At 40.1% G+C, this 18,230-nt stretch carries 21 protein-coding genes; all 21 read left to right on the top strand.

Features of this window, described 5'->3' with window-relative positions:
- Positions 1 to 36 precede the first annotated feature (36 nt).
- The 21 genes from H6614_13830 to H6614_13730 all read left to right on the top strand — a co-directional run bounded on the left by H6614_13830 (position 37) and on the right by H6614_13730 (position 18,229).
- Positions 37 to 438, top strand: a complete 402-nt coding sequence (locus H6614_13830; GenBank protein ID MCB9244751.1) for a response regulator — start codon at positions 37 to 39, stop codon at positions 436 to 438.
- Between the two features lie 54 nt (positions 439 to 492).
- Positions 493 to 1,263, top strand: a complete 771-nt coding sequence (locus H6614_13825) for a class D beta-lactamase (protein MCB9244750.1) — start codon at positions 493 to 495, stop codon at positions 1,261 to 1,263.
- Between the two features lie 117 nt (positions 1,264 to 1,380).
- A complete protein-coding gene (locus tag H6614_13820; GenBank protein ID MCB9244749.1) occupies positions 1,381 to 2,769 on the top strand; it encodes a response regulator in 1,389 nt (462 codons plus the stop codon).
- Positions 2,770 to 4,416 carry an adenine deaminase gene (gene ade / locus H6614_13815; GenBank protein MCB9244748.1) on the top strand — a complete coding sequence of 549 codons (1,647 nt, stop codon included), beginning with the start codon at positions 2,770 to 2,772 and terminating at the stop codon, positions 4,414 to 4,416.
- A 3-nt stretch (positions 4,417 to 4,419) separates the two neighbouring features.
- Positions 4,420 to 5,178 (top strand): TIGR00730 family Rossman fold protein, encoded by a 759-nt coding sequence (locus H6614_13810; GenBank protein MCB9244747.1) that lies wholly within the window; start codon positions 4,420 to 4,422, stop codon positions 5,176 to 5,178.
- 16 nt (positions 5,179 to 5,194) lie between these two features.
- Positions 5,195 to 5,596, top strand: coding sequence for a hypothetical protein (locus H6614_13805; protein MCB9244746.1), 402 nt, complete (start codon positions 5,195 to 5,197; stop codon positions 5,594 to 5,596).
- Between the two features lie 183 nt (positions 5,597 to 5,779).
- Positions 5,780 to 7,330: a hypothetical protein gene (locus H6614_13800; GenBank protein ID MCB9244745.1), complete on the top strand. Its 1,551-nt coding sequence runs from the start codon at positions 5,780 to 5,782 to the stop codon at positions 7,328 to 7,330.
- A 155-nt stretch (positions 7,331 to 7,485) separates the two neighbouring features.
- Entirely contained in the window at positions 7,486 to 8,121 is a 636-nt protein-coding gene (locus H6614_13795) for a hypothetical protein (GenBank protein ID MCB9244744.1), read from the top strand.
- Positions 8,118 to 8,411 carry a transcriptional regulator gene (locus tag H6614_13790; GenBank protein ID MCB9244743.1) on the top strand — a complete coding sequence of 98 codons (294 nt, stop codon included), beginning with the start codon at positions 8,118 to 8,120 and terminating at the stop codon, positions 8,409 to 8,411. Before H6614_13795 ends, H6614_13790 begins: the two co-directional genes overlap by 4 nt.
- Positions 8,412 to 8,457: 46 nt before the next feature.
- The gene (locus tag H6614_13785) at positions 8,458 to 8,676 is read left to right on the top strand and encodes a hypothetical protein (GenBank protein ID MCB9244742.1); all 219 of its coding nucleotides are present in this window, start codon (positions 8,458 to 8,460) and stop codon (positions 8,674 to 8,676) included.
- Positions 8,673 to 10,547, top strand: a complete 1,875-nt coding sequence (gene creD / locus H6614_13780) for a cell envelope integrity protein CreD (protein ID MCB9244741.1) — start codon at positions 8,673 to 8,675, stop codon at positions 10,545 to 10,547. The genes H6614_13785 and creD overlap by 4 nt, the downstream gene beginning before the upstream one ends.
- A gap of 55 nt (positions 10,548 to 10,602) precedes the next feature.
- A complete protein-coding gene (locus H6614_13775) occupies positions 10,603 to 11,520 on the top strand; it encodes a tetratricopeptide repeat protein (protein ID MCB9244740.1) in 918 nt (305 codons plus the stop codon).
- Positions 11,521 to 11,620: 100 nt separating this feature from the next.
- The gene (locus H6614_13770; GenBank protein MCB9244739.1) at positions 11,621 to 12,973 is read left to right on the top strand and encodes a Trk family potassium uptake protein; all 1,353 of its coding nucleotides are present in this window, start codon (positions 11,621 to 11,623) and stop codon (positions 12,971 to 12,973) included.
- Positions 12,974 to 12,986: 13 nt separating this feature from the next.
- Positions 12,987 to 13,640, top strand: a complete 654-nt coding sequence (locus H6614_13765) for a TrkA family potassium uptake protein (protein ID MCB9244738.1) — start codon at positions 12,987 to 12,989, stop codon at positions 13,638 to 13,640.
- Positions 13,641 to 13,654: 14 nt separating this feature from the next.
- The gene (locus tag H6614_13760) at positions 13,655 to 14,656 is read left to right on the top strand and encodes a hypothetical protein (protein MCB9244737.1); all 1,002 of its coding nucleotides are present in this window, start codon (positions 13,655 to 13,657) and stop codon (positions 14,654 to 14,656) included.
- Positions 14,657 to 14,669: 13 nt separating this feature from the next.
- Positions 14,670 to 15,617, top strand: a complete 948-nt coding sequence (locus H6614_13755) for a helix-turn-helix transcriptional regulator (protein ID MCB9244736.1) — start codon at positions 14,670 to 14,672, stop codon at positions 15,615 to 15,617.
- 59 nt (positions 15,618 to 15,676) lie between these two features.
- Positions 15,677 to 16,045: a VOC family protein gene (locus H6614_13750; protein MCB9244735.1), complete on the top strand. Its 369-nt coding sequence runs from the start codon at positions 15,677 to 15,679 to the stop codon at positions 16,043 to 16,045.
- A gap of 39 nt (positions 16,046 to 16,084) precedes the next feature.
- On the top strand, positions 16,085 to 16,453 hold the full coding sequence (locus H6614_13745; protein ID MCB9244734.1) for a VOC family protein: 369 nt from the start codon (positions 16,085 to 16,087) through the stop codon (positions 16,451 to 16,453).
- 225 nt (positions 16,454 to 16,678) lie between these two features.
- Complete coding sequence (locus H6614_13740) at positions 16,679 to 17,263, top strand: DUF899 family protein (GenBank protein ID MCB9244733.1); 585 nt, start codon at positions 16,679 to 16,681, stop codon at positions 17,261 to 17,263.
- Between the two features lie 21 nt (positions 17,264 to 17,284).
- Complete coding sequence (locus H6614_13735) at positions 17,285 to 17,716, top strand: SRPBCC domain-containing protein (GenBank protein MCB9244732.1); 432 nt, start codon at positions 17,285 to 17,287, stop codon at positions 17,714 to 17,716.
- A 15-nt stretch (positions 17,717 to 17,731) separates the two neighbouring features.
- The gene (locus H6614_13730; protein ID MCB9244731.1) at positions 17,732 to 18,229 is read left to right on the top strand and encodes a DinB family protein; all 498 of its coding nucleotides are present in this window, start codon (positions 17,732 to 17,734) and stop codon (positions 18,227 to 18,229) included.
- Position 18,230 lies beyond the last annotated feature (1 nt).

Below are 18,230 nucleotides of genomic sequence, written 5' to 3'. Positions count from 1 at the left end.
AGAGTATTATAAATCAAAATTCATGTTATTTTGACAATTCCATATCACAATTACAGGATACTGGTCGCAGAAGATAACTACATTAACCAGAAGCTGATAAGGAAACTGCTTAATAAAAAAGGGTACGATACCCTGATCGTCGATGATGGTAAGAAAGCAGTGGACCTCTATGACCAGAATAACTACGATGTGATCCTGATGGACATACAAATGCCGGTCATGGATGGATACCAGGCAACGGCATATATCAGGGAGAAAGAAAAACTAACAGGAGATCATATACCGATCATCGGTATAACTGCTTTTGCCATGGAGAGTGACAGGCAGAGATGTTTTAGGATCGGTATGGATGATTATCTTTCAAAGCCGTTTAACAGGGATGATTTTTACGATGTGATAGAAAAGCATTTAAACTTATCCGAAACGACTTCCCATTAATTTTCTCTTCAAAATAATTTTGGAATTCCGGTAATTACCATAGAATTTGCTTAAATGAAAAAAATCTTATTAATACTAACAGGGCTCTTATTTATGTCCTGCGGTAAAGTTGATAATAAAAGCTATCAAACCGACTTTAGCCAGTACTTTGGCGAGTTTTCGGGGGCATTTGTCTTATACGATTACAATAATAAATATTATATCAGGCATAACGAGGAGCAGTGTAATATACAGTATTCACCCTGTTCGACCTTTAAGGTACCGAATTCACTTATAGGGCTGGAAACGGGAGTGATACCGGATGAGAACTACATTATCAAATGGGATAGCGTGAAAAGGTCCAGGGAAGAACTGAACAGAGATCATGACCTGAAGTCAGCGATCAAATATTCAGTCGTATGGTACTACCAGGAGTTAGCCAGAAGAGTCGGCGAAGAAAAAATGAAATATTACATAGATATATTGCATTACGGGAACATGGATATTTCAGGCGGGATAGACAAATTCTGGCTGGATAATACGCTCAAGATATCCGCCAATGAACAGGTTGGTTTCTTGGATAAGCTATATACCGACTCGCTTCCTTTCTCAAAAAGGAATATGGATATTGTTAAAAAAATAATTATACAGGATACCCTGGAAAACGGTGCAATCTTTAGCGGAAAGACAGGGAGTAACGGCTCAGACCTAGGATGGTTTGTGGGGTCGGTGCAGTTAGGGTCTAATCTTTATGTTTTTGCAACGAATATCGTTGGTCAAGGAGCAGACGGAATGAAGGCTCGTAAAATTTCGCTTGAAATAATTAAAAGCATGAAAATTTTATAATTATAGATTTTCTCTAAACCATTTATAATTCCCTAAAAAATCATTATTTTTTATATGTTGTATGTTTTACCCGGCATTTTGATCATCGTTAGCTGAATCAGAAATCCAAATTAAAGAATGCAGACCCCCAACTCATTTTTTGGAAAACCTTCCTTTACGTTAAGCCTTGTATATTTCGGGTTATGTTTACTCGGAGTGATATTCTCATTCCAGTTTTACAGCTCAAATATCTGGATGAAAGTGGTATTTGTGGTATTGAGCACGCTTATATTCTTTTTCATTGCCGAAGGGCTTTTGAGGGAGAGAGAAGGCAAAGAAAGCAAGCCAATGCCCGTGAAGGAGAAGGAGAAGCTATTAGACGAAAAAGAAAGAGCCGAATCATCCAACCGCGCGAAAAGCATTTTCCTTGCAAATATGAGCCAGGAGATAAGAACCCCGATGAACGGCATAATAGGTATGACCGACATCCTTTCGCTAACAAAGCTCACAGAAGAGCAGAAAGAATACCTGGACATAATTAAGTTTTCATCTTCAACGCTCCTAGCTATCCTAAACGACATAATGGATTTTGCCAGGATAGAAGCGGGCAACTTCAAGCTGGACAAGGTACGGTTTAACCTGAAGGATCTCATGAACCAGACCTTTAAGGTTATGGAGGCGAGTGCAAAGAAGAAAAAACTCGGAATGAATGTGAACATCTCAAATGACGATTACGAAGTATGTGGTGACCCATTGAGGATGAAGCAAATAATGGTTAACCTGGTTAACAATGCAATAAAATATACAGAGAAAGGAACGATAGATATCGATATATCCCAAAAATCAAAAAACGCTAAAAACACTATCTGTGTAATAAAGATAAAAGATACGGGCGTAGGAATTCCAAAAGAAAAGATAGAGGACATTTTTGAAAGCTTTGCGACCGAGAACAAATCCGAAAAGATGACCTACAAAGGAAAAGGTCTGGGGCTTGCGATAGTGAAGAGCATAATAGATCATATGGGGGGTAAGATATCGGTGCAAAGCAAAGTGGATCAGGGAACAGAGTTTGTTTGTGTGCTTCCATTCGACCTGGAGGAAGAGAAATCCGAACCGGTAGCTGACATACAAAAACCGGAGAAAACGAGAAAAGCCAAACTCAAGATCTTAGTAGCCGAAGACAACTTTGTAAACCAGCGTCTTGTAAAAGAGCTATTGAGGCGCGAGGGGTATAACGTGGATATTGTTGAAAACGGGCTCAAGCTTTTTGAGATAATGGAAAAGAATAAATACGACGTGATACTAATGGACGTGCAGATGCCGGTGATGGACGGTCTGGAAGCAACATCGATAATAAGAGAAATAGAGAAGGAAACAGGCGGTCATATTCCAATAATCGGTATTACTGCATACTCGATGAAAGCTGACAGGGATAGGTGTATAGAAGCCGGAATGGACGATTATCTTGCGAAACCGTTCAGCAAGGAAGAGTTTTACAAAAAGATAGAAAGGTTCGCAACTAAATAGATGCATGAGGCTTTTACCGTTTCCGGGAATTTAATTGACATACATAGCCGGGAAATATATCCTGCCACGGTTTTTGTGGAATCCGGCAGAATAAAAAGAATAGAAAGGGATCCGGGCAAGGAATATGCGAATTATGTTTTGCCGGGATTTATCGATGCCCATGTTCATGTAGAAAGTTCAATGCTGGTTCCGTCAGAATTTGCGCGTCTTTCCGTAGTTCACGGCACAGTTGCTACCGTCTCCGATCCTCATGAAATAGCCAATGTACTGGGTATAGAAGGTATAAGGTACATGATCACCAACGGCAAGAAAGTTCCTTTTAAGTTTTATTTCGGCGCTTCATCCTGCGTACCTGCAACTTCATTTGAAACGGCGGGCGCTGAAGTCACAGCCGATGATATACGCGAGCTCTTTGAAAAAGACGGTCTGCATTATCTCAGCGAGATGATGAATTACCCCGGCGTCCTCAATAATGACCCGGTCGTGATGGACAAAATAACCGTTGCGAAAGTAATGGGACTTCCGATCGACGGGCACTCGCCGGGATTAATGGGCGAACAGGCGGAGATATATGTAAAGGCAGGTATATCAACCGATCATGAATGCTACATGCTGGAGGAAGCTCTTGGCAAGCTGGACCTTGGAATGAATATTATAATAAGGGAAGGTTCAGCGGCGAAGAATTTCGATGCACTGCACACAATAATTTCCGAACATTCCGGTCACGTAATGTTTTGCAGTGATGACAAGCATCCAAACGATCTGATAGTAAGCCAGATAGACGGGATAGTAAGAAAGGCTTTGAGTAAGGGTTATGACCTATTTAACGTATTGAAATGCGCGTGCATAAACCCGGTACCTCACTATAAACTGGACGTGGGGATGATGAGGGAGGGAGACCCGGCAGACTTTATAGTGATCGACAGTTTGGAGAGTTTTAGGGTGGAGGCGACATATATCGACGGAGTGAAAGTTGCCGAGAAAGGAAGGAGTCTAATACAAAGTGTCAATGCGGAGGAAGTAAATAATTTTAATACGCAAAGAAAGTCAGCGGAAGATTTCAGACTGAAATGCGACTGCAGTGAGATAAGGGTTATAGAGGCAATAGACGGGGAGATAATTACAAACGAGATAACATGCAAGCCAAAGTCAGAAGGCGGTTACCTTGTTTCGGATACGGATAACGACATATTAAAGCTTACAGTTGTTTGCAGGTATACAAACGACGCACCGGTAGTAGCGTTCATTAAAAATTTCGGTCTAAAAAATGGGGCAATTGCATCATGTGTCGCTCATGACTCGCATAATATAATAGCTGTTGGCGTAACGGATGATGATATTGCCCATGCTGTGAATGGTATTATAGATGAAAAGGGAGGAATATCTGTTTCAGCAGACGGTATAACGGAAGTACTGCCTTTACCCGTTGCGGGTATAATGACGACCGATGACGGTTATAAAACTGCCGAGAGATATTCCAAACTCGACTCGCTGGCAAAAGAACTGGGAAGCACGTTATATGCTCCGTTTATGACGCTGTCATTTATGGCATTACCGGTTATCCCGGCTTTAAAATTAAGCGATAAGGGATTATTCGACGTGAGTAGATTCGGATTTACGGATATATGTAAAAGTATAGAAGGATAACCGATGGGAGACAGCAGAGAAAAAGAGTTAGATAACGGTTCTAAAAAGACGAAGGAGATCAGATACTTTCTTGAAGGACCGAAATCTAGAGGCAGTGAGTTACTTTATGCAATAAGGATATTTATAGAGTTCATTAAAGGTTTTAGGGTTTTTCATTTTATTGGTCCTGCGATAACGGTTTTTGGATCGGCAAGATTTAAAGAGGATCACAAATATTACAGGCTTGGAAGAAAGATTGGGGGTGAGCTTGCCAATATGGGATTTACAGTGATGACGGGAGGCGGACCTGGTGTGATGGAGGCAGTGAATAGAGGCGCTAAAGAAGCCGGCGGACGTTCTGTGGGATGTAATATAGAGCTTCCCTTCGAGCAACAGCCCAACGCATACATGGATAAGTGGGTCGAGCTGGATTTCTTCTTTGTAAGGAAAGTGATGCTATTAAAATATTCTTACGGGTTCATTGTTTTGCCGGGAGGATTTGGCACACTGGACGAGTTCTTTGAGACGCTGACATTGATACAAACAAAGAAGATAAAGAACTTTCCTGTGGTAGTGATGGGGAAGCGATTTTATAATGATGTACTGGAAGAGATGCATATAATGCTAGAGGAGGGCACGATCTCGAAGGAGGATCTGAATTTGATTTTGTTTACAGATAACGTGGATGAGGCGATGGCTCACATCCACCATTATGCTATCAGACAACACGGACTTAAAAAGAAAATAATAAAACCGTCAAGATTCCTTGGCGAGAAATTTTAAAGAGGAGGAATTCAAAATGAAAAGAAGTTCACTGTTATTCCTTGGAGTGTTATTCACCGCTATAGTAATGTATGGATGTACGGGAGCAGGGGTATCACCCGACTACAAGACTTTTGATCAGCAGATCAAGGAAGAACTCCCAAAAATGGTGTGGTTATTACAGCAGGAGAAGAGGCAGGAGTTTATAGAAGAGTATGCAAGCCCGAAGTGGGTAAGTGATAATGGCGGAGTAGATCGTGTAATGCTGGATTTCACACAGCAAAAGGCAAACGTGCTCATCGAGGTGATGAAGCGCGCGGAAGGCATGGAGCCCACGATCGACAGTAAAAGCTTGCTTATCACTTTCGATGGACCGGCATTCCCGAGGCCGCTGGTATTCCAGAAGATGGTAGGTAAGTGGAGGCTTTTGAATAGCTAGAGGTATTAGTATTAAATTTAAACATTGAATATTTAATAACTTAGCAATGTAACCCTTTTATTAATTAGGTATTGCAAAAGGCTAATTTATAGTTTATATTGATTTGTTAAGCCGAGGGGCAAAGTCACAATTTTGTGGCTTTGCCCCTTTTTTATTTAAAAACCTTAAAAGGGGAGTTTTATTATGAAAACGAATTGGACAATCGAAGGGAACGTTATGCTGAGGCATAGCGATCCTACAATTTCTGCAGGTTTTTCAAGTACCGTGCCTCTAGAGCACGTCGAAGTAAAAGTTTCTGCAAGAGAAAAAGTCATGGGTGTATGGGGTCCCTGGAACAGCTGGGACAAGAAGTTTACCGATTCAAATGGGCATTTTAAAATCAAGAAGGAGAAGGACAAGAGCAACCGCCAATTTAAGGTAGAAGTACAGTTTAAGGATGATACTTTAAAAGTATATCCTGAGAACGATGGATTTATGGATAAAGTCACGGAGGCTGTAACAGATTTTGCCGGTGATGTTTTGGGTATGATCACCCAGATACAGGCTCTGGATGACATAGTAGATAAAACAGAGGATGCGATCGAGCAATTGCTTGAGCAGACGGGAAGGATCGCCTATAACGTGAGATGGTACACAATCCTCAAGGAGGATAAAAACAATAATTCACATTCCGCGGGCACAATAAATCTGGGAAACCTAACCTTTGGAGCCGGGGGTGAGGATCTTGGGAACAGCATAGCAAGGAAGCATGCCCTGGTCTGGTTTGTTTACAAGCAGATATTTAAAACGATGAACACATTTCAAAAAGATGTGAGGTTCCTGGATAAGAAGCCTGTAGCATTGAAATATCCTCATGACAACAATATAATACCTGATAAGGTTGAATCATCATATTCCGATCCGTTTAATCAGGTAATATTCATTATAAGAAATTCGAGAACTGACCATCTCGATGTGGATACAATAATGCATGAGCTAATGCATATCTGGGCATATCAACATTCAAAGAATGAAAGGGGTCTTGCATGGCAACTCATGGTACACGGGGGAACTCACGATGAACTTCAGAAAAAATCTTATGTAGCATTTCACGAAGGGTTTGCAGAATGGGCAAGCAACCGTCTAACAAACATAATATTCGGAACAAATTCCAGCATCTACGGTGAAACAACCGATACGGGACTTCCTTTGAGCAGGGAATTTCTAAGAGGTAAAAGTATAACAAAGGAGAGTGAGATAGATAGATCGGAGTATGGATGGATGTCATTATTTAATATTCTCATGACGTCTGATCTGCACCTGTATGACTTTAACGCTTCAGGCGACAGGGTAACCTTGCTTTCCAATGTATCAATACCTTCGGGTCACATATGTTCATCGCCTGTTCTGAGTTTTGAAGAAGTCCTAGATATATTTAACGAGAATGAGAAAGCAGGCTTAAAGAAGGTATTGAAACGTGAAGATATGAATCTAGATGATTTTCTAAACAGGGCGAAGAAGCTTTATCCGTCAAAAATCTCAACGAGTAAAATAAATGCTATAAAAAAACTTCTTAATCCTGCAGAGACAATAGCCGCAGTAGATGTAATATGTCCTGCGCCAACAGCAATAAAGAAACCACCAACTGACTATAAACCTCCGAGAGATCTACATGAACCTCCTGTAAGCAGAAAGCGATCCAGTAATAAGATAGTCTCTCCAAAAGCAAAGACAAAAGATGTAACCCAAGGGTAAAAAGAGCAGTAAGTAGCTGAAAATATATATATATATATATATTAGCGTTTATCCAGGATAGCAGGCCTGCTTTGAAAGGATTTTTTCATTTGCATATTAATTTTATACAAATTAACTTTGTATTTCAAAGTACTTTCAATAAATCAATATCTAAAATGAATAACAGGGAAGAACACCTAGATACATTATCTGAAATTCGGACGCTAATGGAGAGATCGTCGAGATGTCTTTCGCTCAGCGGAATGTCAGGAATAAGTGCGGGGATAATCGCTATACTGGGAGCGGTTGCTGTCTCGGTTTACCATGGCACAGGTATATTATCGACTGCCTGGGAGAGGACATATGAATCAGGAGTGAAGCTCAATGAAAGTACGACGTTATTTTATATAGGTAACGCCCTGGTCATACTCGTGCTGGCAGTGTCATTGTCGGTATTTTTCACTGTAAGGAAAGCAAGAAAGAACAATCTGAAAGCATGGGACAGCACAACAAAGCGAATGCTTGTTAGTCTTATGATCCCGCTAGGAACGGGCGGTATATTTTGCCTGATACTTCTTATGAACTGGTACACGGCATTGATCGCGCCGTCCATGCTTATATTTTATGGGTTGGCTCTCGTGAATGCGAGCAAGTATGCAATAGGAAACGCTGAATACCTTGGAATCGCTGAGATAGTATTGGGATTGGTATCGATGTTCTATCCTGGATGGGGTTTGCTTTTCTGGATGATAGGATTTGGTGTTCTTCATATCATTTACGGGATATACATGTATCTCAAATATGAGAAATGAAAGATATTATACATAGTTTAAATAAGGTTTTCGAAAGCAGAGTGAGACTTGGAGTCATGTCAATATTGATGGTTAATGAGTGGGTAGACTTTAACACTCTGAAGGAAATGTTAAACCTCACAGACGGAAATTTGGCGAGTCATCTCAGCGCGTTGGAAAAATCCAAATATATTATTATAAAAAAGAAGTTTGTCGGGAAAAAACCAAATACGTCATACGGCGTCACCGACGCCGGGAAGAAGGCATTTGCAGAGCATCTCGACGCCCTTGAAAAGCTTCTGAACATATAAAAATTTTTTTTCATATTCACTTTGCAGTACAAAGTAAAATAATAAAATGAGAAAACCACTATTCAAAAGATTTGGATTATTCTATCTGCCGGTATCGATGGGCGGAGGTATAATTGCGATAATAACTCTGGTATTAATGGTACATGATTTCCTATTTATCGATAGTAAGTCCCACTCAGTGAGTGATACATATTATGGGTTTCTTCCTATCGGAGGAATATACTTTTTGTTTTATGATCTGATAGCTTCAAGAACGTCATTGTGAAGAAATTGAAATTTTACTTCACCATATTCAGTCTTATTGCGGGTATTGTTGTATCAATACCGGTGTCGTCAAGTGGTCATTTAGAGAAAATGGCTTTTGTTGTTATGTACTTACCCTTTTTAACAATAGGTATGGTTATAGCAAATATACAATACACTAAAAAGTTTGCAATAGGACATTATTCTGTTTTCTTTATCCTTTCATCCGTCGGTCAATTTCTATTATTGCCGGTGATGATAATTTTTAGTGCGATCTTTAACACAGCAGCATTTAATCTATTTTACATTATTGTAGCGATCTTATTCTACTTTATTGCGCAAAAGTTTCTTCTTGTTGAAGTTACCTACAGAGCTACTTACATATATGTTATTTGCATTTTAGCGCTTTCGTTTTTAGTGAATACCCAATATGAATATCTATTCTTTATAGGGGGGAGCCTCAGTATAGGACTAATATTTGATCACGCAGTACACCCGGAAATATTCAAAGAGATTTTTAAAATAATTAAACCAAATGCTATGCAACAGCAGAATTCATTAAGCACATTTTCAAACTGGATAAAAACCTCCATCACGTTCAAGATGATCGTGGTTGGGGCGATGGTTATCGTCCTTATTGTTCCGATGATCATGATCTCAGGACTTATTGATGAGAGAGAACAGCTACAGCAGGAAGCCATACGCGATATAGGAAGCAAGTGGGGAGGGAGCCAGTATCTAATCGGACCTATACTTGCCTTGCCCTATAAAGAATTAACAGGCAGTGGAGAAAATAAATCCGAAATTGTAAAAACAGCATATTTTTTGCCGGAGAAACTGAACATCACCGGCACGATCAATCCAGAGACTCTCAACCGCGGAATATATGATGTTACTGTTTATAACGCTAACTTAAATTTTTCAGGGAATTATTCTGCGCCTGACCTGGCTTCGCTAAAGATCGATTCAAGCAATGTCCTCTGGAGTGATGCGTATTTCTGCATCGGTATTTCAGATCTGAAAGGAATAAAGAGGACAGTGGATATGAAGTATGGCGATAAGAATTTTGTTTTTAAGAATGGAATTATTGACGAGAATTTGAAACTTTCCGGTGTGAGTGCCGGGGTTTCAGAAGAGCAGACAGAATTATTGAAAACCGGAGGGGAGTTTAGTTTCGCGATAGACATTAACGGGAGTTCAAATCTAAATTTTGCACCACTCGGGAAGGAAACCGATGTGAACCTTTCTTCTCAGTGGAGTAATCCCGGCTTTGATGGAACGTTCCTCCCGGATAAAAGGGAGATTACCGAAGCCGGATTTAATGCTGAGTGGAAAGTTCTTAATCTCAACAGGGGATTTCCACAGCAGTGGATCGGCGATTCTTTTTCTCCGGCATCGTCCGGTTTCGGAGTGAATCTCTTACAACCGGTCGAACAGTATCAGAAGATATCGCGGTCGGCAAAGTATGCATTCCTGTTTATATTTTTGACATATGTTGTGTTCTTCTTCGTCGAGGTGATAAACAAGACGCGAATACATCCAATCAGGTATTTTCTGGTCGGTTTAGCGCTTATCATATTCTATACTCTATTATTATCTATATCGGAGGTTATAGGATTTGAAATGGCGTACTTGGCAGCGGCTTCGGCAGTTGTAATATTGATAACTTTGTATTCGAAGAACTTCTTGAAGAAATGGATCCTAACTGGCTTTATGTTCCTCATTCTGAGCTTTCTTTATGGATTCCTTTATTTCATTATTCAGCTTCAGGATTATTCACTTCTTGCAGGAAGCATAGGATTATTTATTATACTGGCGATATTGATGTATTTCTCAAGGAAGATAAATTATGAGAATGGTTCTCCAAAAGAAGAACAGGTAGTCACGAATTAAGAGATAATCAATAATTGATTGAACTATTATTTCAAATAGGGTAAATTGTTTTCTAATGATCCTATTAATTTTAAACTTCCTGATTATGTCAGACGGATTGCCGTTTATTGATTCCCTTTGGGATTATAACGACCCTGCGGGGACAGAGAAAAAATTCAAAGAGTTACTACCTGAGGCTGAAGCATCGGGTGACAAAGATTATTATATTCAGCTGCTCACACAGATTGCCAGAACATATGGTTTGCAAAGACAGTTTGATAAGGCACATGAATTGCTGGATCAAGTAGGTGATCTACTTGCTGAAAATGAGAACGTCGATACCGCATGGGTAAGATACTATCTCGAAAGAGGACGCGCTTTCAATTCTGCAGGTGATAAAGAAAAAGCATTGGTGCTTTTTAAGCAGGCTTACGATTATGCCGAAAACACAGGAATGGACTTTTATGCAATAGATGCGGCTCATATGATGGCTATTGCCGAGAACCCGGAAGAATCCCTTAGATGGAGTGATATAGCTATTGGCATGATAGAAAAAACCTCTGATGAAAGAGCTAAAAAATGGGGCGGTCCTCTGTACAATAATACAGGATGGACATACCATGATATGGGTGATTACGAAAAGGCTATGTCATACTTCGAAAAATCTCTTTCCTGGCATAAGGAAAGGAATACAGGTGAAGGTGAGAGGATAGCCCGTTGGACGGTTGCGAGATGTCTGCGGTCTCTGGGCAGGGCTTCCGATGCACTGGATATGCAGATGGAATTATTAAAGGATATAGAACAAAATAATTACAGAAATGATGGGTTTGTATTCGAGGAGATCGGTGAATGTAACCTGGAACTGGGAAGTGAAGATACGGCTTCGGAGTATTTTGCAAAGGCATATGAACTTCTTTCTCAGGATGAATGGCTTCAGGCAAATGAGAAAGATCGCCTGGATAGGATGAAAAAGCTAGGAAAAGTGCCTGATTAATGCTTTTTCAGGGTCATAATAGACTGATATTTGTCACATATATTGCTAAATTCAAATAATGAAGAGTTCTTCACTCTTCATTATTTTTATATATGGATGAATGTTATTAAAAAAGATTAATTCATACATAGGATCCAGGATAACCACTGCGCAGACCCTAATATTGGGGTATTTTCTTTTTATACTTTTCGGGAGTTTCCTGCTGATGCTCCCTATCTCTATAGATAGTGATGAAACCCTCTCTTTTGTAGATTCCATATTCACCACCACATCAGCAATATCCGGAACAGGTCTGATAGTAGAGGATACGGGGACATATTTCTCGCTATTTGGGCAGGCAGTGATACTGATCCTGATACAGGTAGGAAATGTTGGTTATATGATATTTTTTGCACTGGCTGTTGTGATATTTAGTGGTAGGTTATCTCTATTTAACAAGCTGATTTTAAAAGAATCCATAAGCCACTCAAAGCTCGAACTAAAGCAATTCGTTTTTAAAGTTATTAAGTACACACTTGTAATCGAAGCAGTAGCGGCGGCAATGCTGGTAATTTACTGGATGGAAGATATGACATTCGGGGAGTCGCTCAGGCAGGGTATATTTCACTCTGTCTCTGCATTCTGTACAGCAGGATTTTCGTTAAATAGTGATAATCTTATGGGCTACAGGAATGATTATTTTGTAAACGCGGTAATAATCGCGGCATCGTATGCGGGGTGTATAGGATTTTTCGTAGTGTATGATCTCTCCTCATTTACAAAATCATCATTCAAAAAGATACGGTACAGACTATCAACGCACTCCCGGCTTGTATTATGGGTCTCACTCAGCATAATAGTAATAGGAACAGTGCTGATTTATTTTGTAGAGAATATCATTAGCCATACGGGTGAAGCAAGTACATTGCTGGAATCATTTTTTCAGTCAGCATCAGCCAGTACGTCTGTTGGATTTAATACGGTCGATATTTCAAAACTTGAGAGATCATCATTATTGGGTATAGTCATTGAAATGTTTATAGGTGCTTCACCAAGCGGAACAGGTGGTGGCATTAAGACAACTGTCTTTTTGATCATGTGTCTCTCGCTATTTACTTTTATAAGAGACAGGAAAAATGTAAACGTAATGAGCAGATCCATCCATCCCGCTACAATCGCTCGAGCATTTTCGATTAGTCTCTTAGCGCTTTTCTGGCTGTTATTTACAACAATGTTTTTAAATATTACGGAGGAACAGCAGTTTCTTTCACTGCTTTTTGAGGCATCCTCGGCACTGGGAAATAACGGGCTCTCGACAGGGATAACCGCTTCTATGTCTACCCCCGGTAAAATTATTTTGTCTCTAACTATGTTAATTGGCAGGGTAGGACCTCTTATTGTAGGATACACACTGCTTGGAAGACAAAAAGCCGTAAATTATTCATACCCCGAAGGGAACATATTAATAGTATAATAAATACAATAGTATGAAACAGTTCGTCGTAATCGGTCTCGGCCGTTTTGGTTCAAATCTCGCAACCACTCTTTATAAGCTGGGCAACCAAGTACTTGCATTGGATCAGGACAAGCAAAGAGTGGAAAAAATTAAGGATAGTGTCACGGAAGCTATCATTGCAAATGCAAAGGATGTCGAAACTTTATCTGAGTTTATAGATAAGGACATAGATACAGTGATACTTGCTACAGGTACGGATATTGAAATGAGCGTGCTGTCGGTACTCTATCTAAAGCAGATCGGAGTAAAGCACATTATTGCGAAAGCGAAGAATGATGATCACGGTAAGATATTAAAATCTCTCGGAGTTGAAGAGGTTATTTTTCCGGAAAGGGACATTGCCGAGAGACTCGCGGAGCGATTGAACATGTCGAGCCTTATTGCTCATATACCGCTTGCTCCAGAATATAGTATTGTAGAGATTGCTACACCTGAAAAATTCTTTGGCAAGTCGCTTGAGGAGCTGGACATTAGGAATAAATACGGCATTACAGTGGTCGGTATCAAGGATGTGCTTATGGATACGATCGATATCTCTCCAAAGCCTGACAAAAAGCTTCCTCCAGATTCAGCAATGATACTTGTATGTAAAACAGACGAGATAGAAGATCTGACTTTTGAGTAAATGTATATAAGGATATGGGACGGTATATTGTAATATTATTTTTTATGGCTTCCAATATATATGGACAGAAGCTCCTTCCTCCCGTGAATGGTGTATATCATTCAGCTTTTCCGGATATGGGACCGACGGAGGACGTTGTTTCAATTAAGAACGTGCAGGAGTTTGAGATCCTTACGGGGAAGGATATTATGTGGGCATATTTTTCCGATAATTGGTTCGACGGAATTAATTTTCCTTACGGGGAAGCAGATGCAATAAGAAAAGCCGGATCTATTCCATTTATCAGGATGATGCCGAGAAGTGACTGGACTGAGGGTAGGCAGGATCCAGTATACTCTTTGCAAAATATCATAGACGGTAAATTTGATACTGAGCTAAGGCAGTACGCTCAGGATGCAAAAAAATTCAGTACGCCATTGTTGATCGAGTTTGGTACGGAAATGAACGGTGACTGGTTTCCATGGAGCGGAACATATAACGAAGGTCCTATAGTATTTCGTGATGCGTACAGACACATTATAGATATTTTTAATCAGGAGGGTGCGAATAATGTAACATGGTTTTTTCATGTTAACGATTACCCTGCTCCTTCCAGGGAAGGAAATAGTTTGAAAGCATACTACCCGGGAGATGATTATATAGACTGGATAGGAGTGAGCATCTACGGGGCGCAGGAGCCGGGTGAGCAGTATGTACAGTTTAGCGATGTTCTCGATGATGTGATAGCTGAACTATCGGACCTATCTCCGAATAAACCATTGGCAATACTTGAGTTTGGGGCGGTGGATGAGCCGGGTACAAATAACCAATCAGAATGGGTAAGAAATGCTTTAAACTACATAACCTCTGACAAATATCCCCGTATAAAAGCTATAAGCTACTGGCATTCTAAATGGAGCAATGATAACGGAAGCGTTTCCGACATGAGGCTTGATGCGTCTTCAGAAACGTTACAGATTTATACGGACATAGTTTCTTCCGACTTTTTCATTACAAAACCCTCTTTTTCAAAATAATTTTTCATAAGTCATGATCCTAAAAGGATATCCTGACTATAGTAAGCCCGGATTTAATAAAAATGCGCCATGCCCGGTGCAGGTCTGGCCTAATATGATAATTCATAACAAGGCTAAGAAGGCAGATTTTCCGGAGCATAAGGGTCCGCTTACGATCAAGTGTCCGCTAAAAGGAAAAGAGACTTTCATTACCCCGGAGAGAAAGTTTATTGTGGATAATACCAGTTACTTAATATTGAATGACGGACAGACTTACTCATGTTTTATCAACTCAAAAGAAGATGTCGAGGTAATTTCGGTTTTCTTCAGACCGCAGTTCGCGGAAGGTGTATTGACCAGTTTGATAAATTCCAGCGACAAGCTTCTTGAGTTAGATCACATCGAATCCGACCAGCCGGTTTTCTTTTTGGAAAAACTTTACAAGCAGGACAGGTATATAACGCCATTTATAATGAAGTTCCGGCTCGCATCGGAAAATAATTTTGATGACGAGCAATGGATAGAAGAAGAGTTTTATCTTCTACTCGAGAACATGCTCAAGGTTCACAGGAATCTAGGCAAGACCATAAAGAAACTTCCCTCGGTAAAGAAGTCAACGAAGATAGAGATATACAGGCGTCTTGATATTGCTAAAGAATACATAGACTGCAATCTTGGAAATGATATAAAGATCGAGGACATGGCACGGGAAGCCTGTCTCTCTACATATCATTTCATTCGTTTATTCAAAGCGGTATATGAGATAACTCCTCACAGGTATCTCTCAAAGATGAGGCTGGATAAAGCCATGAACCTGTTATTGCGAGGTGACATGTCCATCACTGATGTGTGTTTCGATGTTGGGTTTAAGAGTTTAAGCTCATTTAGCTGGTTGTTTAAACAGAAGTATGGGCTCTATCCGGAAGAGACAAAGAACTCCTACCAATACTTCCTGACAAAATTAGCAATATTAAAGAAGTAGAATACATCGCAATCGCTTAATTTAAGTCTCCATTTTTAAACTCAAAAAAATTCATTCGTATGTCAAATTCGATCAATTGGTTTGCAATTCCAGTCTCCGATTTCAAAAGGGCAGTAGATTTTTACAATGCTTTATTCGATGGAGGCATGCAGCAAATGCAAATGCAAGGCAGAGACCTTGCATTTTTCCCGGCTGAACGTGGCTCTGTGAGCGGGCATCTTTTTCAGGCTGACGGGTATGAACCTTCGGACAAAGGTCCTTTGCTTTACCTGAACGGCGGCGATGATCTGCAGATAATGTTAGACAAAGTAGAAGGAGCCGGTGGTAAGATAGTCGCTCCAAAAAGGCAGGTAACTCCCGAAATAGGTTATGTGGCGGAATTCATCGATACCGAGGGAAACAAAGTAGCACTTCATTCACCAAATTAACATTAATCCAAAATTCTAAAAATAGGGAAGGAAACACAAATGCCAAATTCAATTAACTGGTTCGAGATACCGGTAACGGATTTCGAGAGAGCAAAGAAATTTTACGGACACATTACGGGAAACGAACTCCACCAGGAGCAGATGGGACCGTTTACAATGGGATTCCTCGGCGGCGGCGAAAGCGGCGTGCACGGGGCGATCGTAGCCGGTGAAGGGTACGAGCCCAGCGCTAACGGTGCGCTGATATATCTGAACGGCGGTGACGATCTATCCGGGATGCTGGCTAAAGTAGAGGAAGCCGGAGGTTCCGTGGTAGTACCCAAAACCGAAATAACCCCGGAGATAGGTTTTTTCGCAATATTCATGGACAGCGAAGGAAACAAAGTTGCTATGCACTCACCGAAATAATTTTCTGTGTATCATTTAAAAAGCTTCGGAGATCATCTCCGGAGCTTTTTTTGTTATAACTAAATCATCTATTTTTCGTTAAAATCTTGTAGATAAACGGCAATCTCCTTTATTGCTATGGTTTTTGCATTTTAATTGTAGTCTAATTTTATAATCTTTAGCGTTTGGGAGTGTTTGTAAGTAAAACCACTTAAAAAATTGTGGTAAAAACAAACATTAAAAAAAATGAGCAACGAAGAAAAAAAAGCTCTTGAATCGGAATTAAATGAAATATTCAATGAGTCCGAAAAGCTCAGAAAGAGAAGATTAGAGCTTTTATCAAAACTGGGAGAAAAAGAAATAGATACCGAATATAATTTTATTACCAGTGACGGATCGAAGAAGTCGCTAGCAGAGCTATTTGGTGACCAGAAATATTTATTTACTATCCACAATATGGGCAAACATTGTTCCTATTGTACGATGTGGGCGGATGGTTTTAACGATACTTATAAGTACATTCAGAAGAAGGGGGCATTTGTGTTGATCTCCCCCGATGATCATGATACACAAAAGGAATTTGCAGATTCAAGAGGGTGGACATTTATGACTGCTACCCCGGACAATAATGAGTTCATAAGAGACATGGGATATTCAATGGAACAGGACGGCGAAACATATTATCTTCCCGGGCTTTCAGTATTTGAGAAATCCAATGACGGGAAGATAAAGAGGGTTACAAAGGAATGGTTTGGACCATCGGATTATTACTGCAATGTATGGCACTTTTACGATCTTCTACCTGAGGAAAATATAACTATCACTTCATAACGAAAATAATATTTTATGGAAATGGGTGAGCTTGAATTAATAGTTGAGAAAGAGATAAAATCAACACCTGCTAATATATACAATTCTCTTACAGATCCGCTTATATTATCCAAGTGGTTTACTACTAATGCAAAGGGCGACCTAAGTATTGGAGGAAAATACCTGAATGATGATGGTGACTGTGGTGAATATATAGAGCTTAAGCCATTTGAAAAAATACGCTTTACATGGGAAAATCCGGAACATTGCCCGGGCACGGAAGTAATGATCGAAATAATTTCACTTACCTACGACATAACCAAAGTCAGAATTACTCACTCAAAAATTGAAACCGAAGAAGGTATTGAGCAAATGAGGGAAGGATGGACATGGACCCTCGATAACCTGAAGCAGTTTCTCGAAATAGGTGTGCCGATCACTTTCGAGAAATGGAAAAGACAGCGCAGTAATTAATTTAAAAATATTTTAATGGAAAACCCGGTAGCAAAACATCTTATGATGCAGTGGGAATGGATGTTGAACTGGGTTAATGGTCCGTTAGGTTCACTTTCCGACGAAGACCTGCTCAATACTATAACCGAAAGCGGAAATTCGGGTATATGGATACTGGGACACCTGGTGATAAGCGATGATGATTTTTCTTTATATATGGGCAAGGGAGATTTTATTTATCCCGGGTACAGGGAGTATTTCGCGTCCGGAAGCGTACAGAGACCGGTTAATGATTATCCCCCGGTAAAGGAACTTCGTGAAGCGTGGATTAATGTTTGCGAGAAAAACAGGACAATTTATTTGTCCCTTACGGACGAGGAACTCGAACAGCCACACGCTCGTATTAATGTAGAAGGTGAGGATTTTGTGAAAACAAAAGCCGAAGTTGCCGGAGTATGGCAGTTTCACCAGGTTTATCATGCAGGACAGCTTGGCGTACTGCTTTCAAAAATAAGAAAACAAAAATCCTTATAAT

Source organism: Ignavibacteriales bacterium, from assembly GCA_020635255.1.
Lineage (GTDB): Bacteria > Bacteroidota > Ignavibacteria > Tepidaquicellales > Tepidaquicellaceae > JAEYVS01.
The sequence above is the reverse complement of the archived record's forward strand: the minus strand, read 5'-3'. Positions and strand labels throughout refer to the sequence as shown.

Coding starts and splice junctions, on each gene's coding strand:
- H6614_13820 (MCB9244749.1), top strand. CDS start 1,381: ATGCAGACCCCCAACTCATTTTTTGGAAAACCTTCCTTTACGTTAAGC.
- H6614_13750 (MCB9244735.1), top strand. CDS start 15,677: ATGTCAAATTCGATCAATTGGTTTGCAATTCCAGTCTCCGATTTCAAA.
- H6614_13740 (MCB9244733.1), top strand. CDS start 16,679: ATGAGCAACGAAGAAAAAAAAGCTCTTGAATCGGAATTAAATGAAATA.
- H6614_13805 (MCB9244746.1), top strand. CDS start 5,195: ATGAAAAGAAGTTCACTGTTATTCCTTGGAGTGTTATTCACCGCTATA.
- H6614_13790 (MCB9244743.1), top strand. CDS start 8,118: ATGAAAGATATTATACATAGTTTAAATAAGGTTTTCGAAAGCAGAGTG.
- H6614_13800 (MCB9244745.1), top strand. CDS start 5,780: ATGAAAACGAATTGGACAATCGAAGGGAACGTTATGCTGAGGCATAGC.
- H6614_13795 (MCB9244744.1), top strand. CDS start 7,486: ATGAATAACAGGGAAGAACACCTAGATACATTATCTGAAATTCGGACG.
- H6614_13825 (MCB9244750.1), top strand. CDS start 493: ATGAAAAAAATCTTATTAATACTAACAGGGCTCTTATTTATGTCCTGC.
- H6614_13730 (MCB9244731.1), top strand. CDS start 17,732: ATGGAAAACCCGGTAGCAAAACATCTTATGATGCAGTGGGAATGGATG.
- H6614_13810 (MCB9244747.1), top strand. CDS start 4,420: ATGGGAGACAGCAGAGAAAAAGAGTTAGATAACGGTTCTAAAAAGACG.
- ade (MCB9244748.1), top strand. CDS start 2,770: ATGCATGAGGCTTTTACCGTTTCCGGGAATTTAATTGACATACATAGC.
- H6614_13760 (MCB9244737.1), top strand. CDS start 13,655: ATGGGACGGTATATTGTAATATTATTTTTTATGGCTTCCAATATATAT.
- H6614_13775 (MCB9244740.1), top strand. CDS start 10,603: ATGATCCTATTAATTTTAAACTTCCTGATTATGTCAGACGGATTGCCG.
- H6614_13765 (MCB9244738.1), top strand. CDS start 12,987: ATGAAACAGTTCGTCGTAATCGGTCTCGGCCGTTTTGGTTCAAATCTC.
- H6614_13770 (MCB9244739.1), top strand. CDS start 11,621: ATGTTATTAAAAAAGATTAATTCATACATAGGATCCAGGATAACCACT.
- H6614_13755 (MCB9244736.1), top strand. CDS start 14,670: ATGATCCTAAAAGGATATCCTGACTATAGTAAGCCCGGATTTAATAAA.
- H6614_13785 (MCB9244742.1), top strand. CDS start 8,458: ATGAGAAAACCACTATTCAAAAGATTTGGATTATTCTATCTGCCGGTA.
- H6614_13735 (MCB9244732.1), top strand. CDS start 17,285: ATGGGTGAGCTTGAATTAATAGTTGAGAAAGAGATAAAATCAACACCT.
- H6614_13745 (MCB9244734.1), top strand. CDS start 16,085: ATGCCAAATTCAATTAACTGGTTCGAGATACCGGTAACGGATTTCGAG.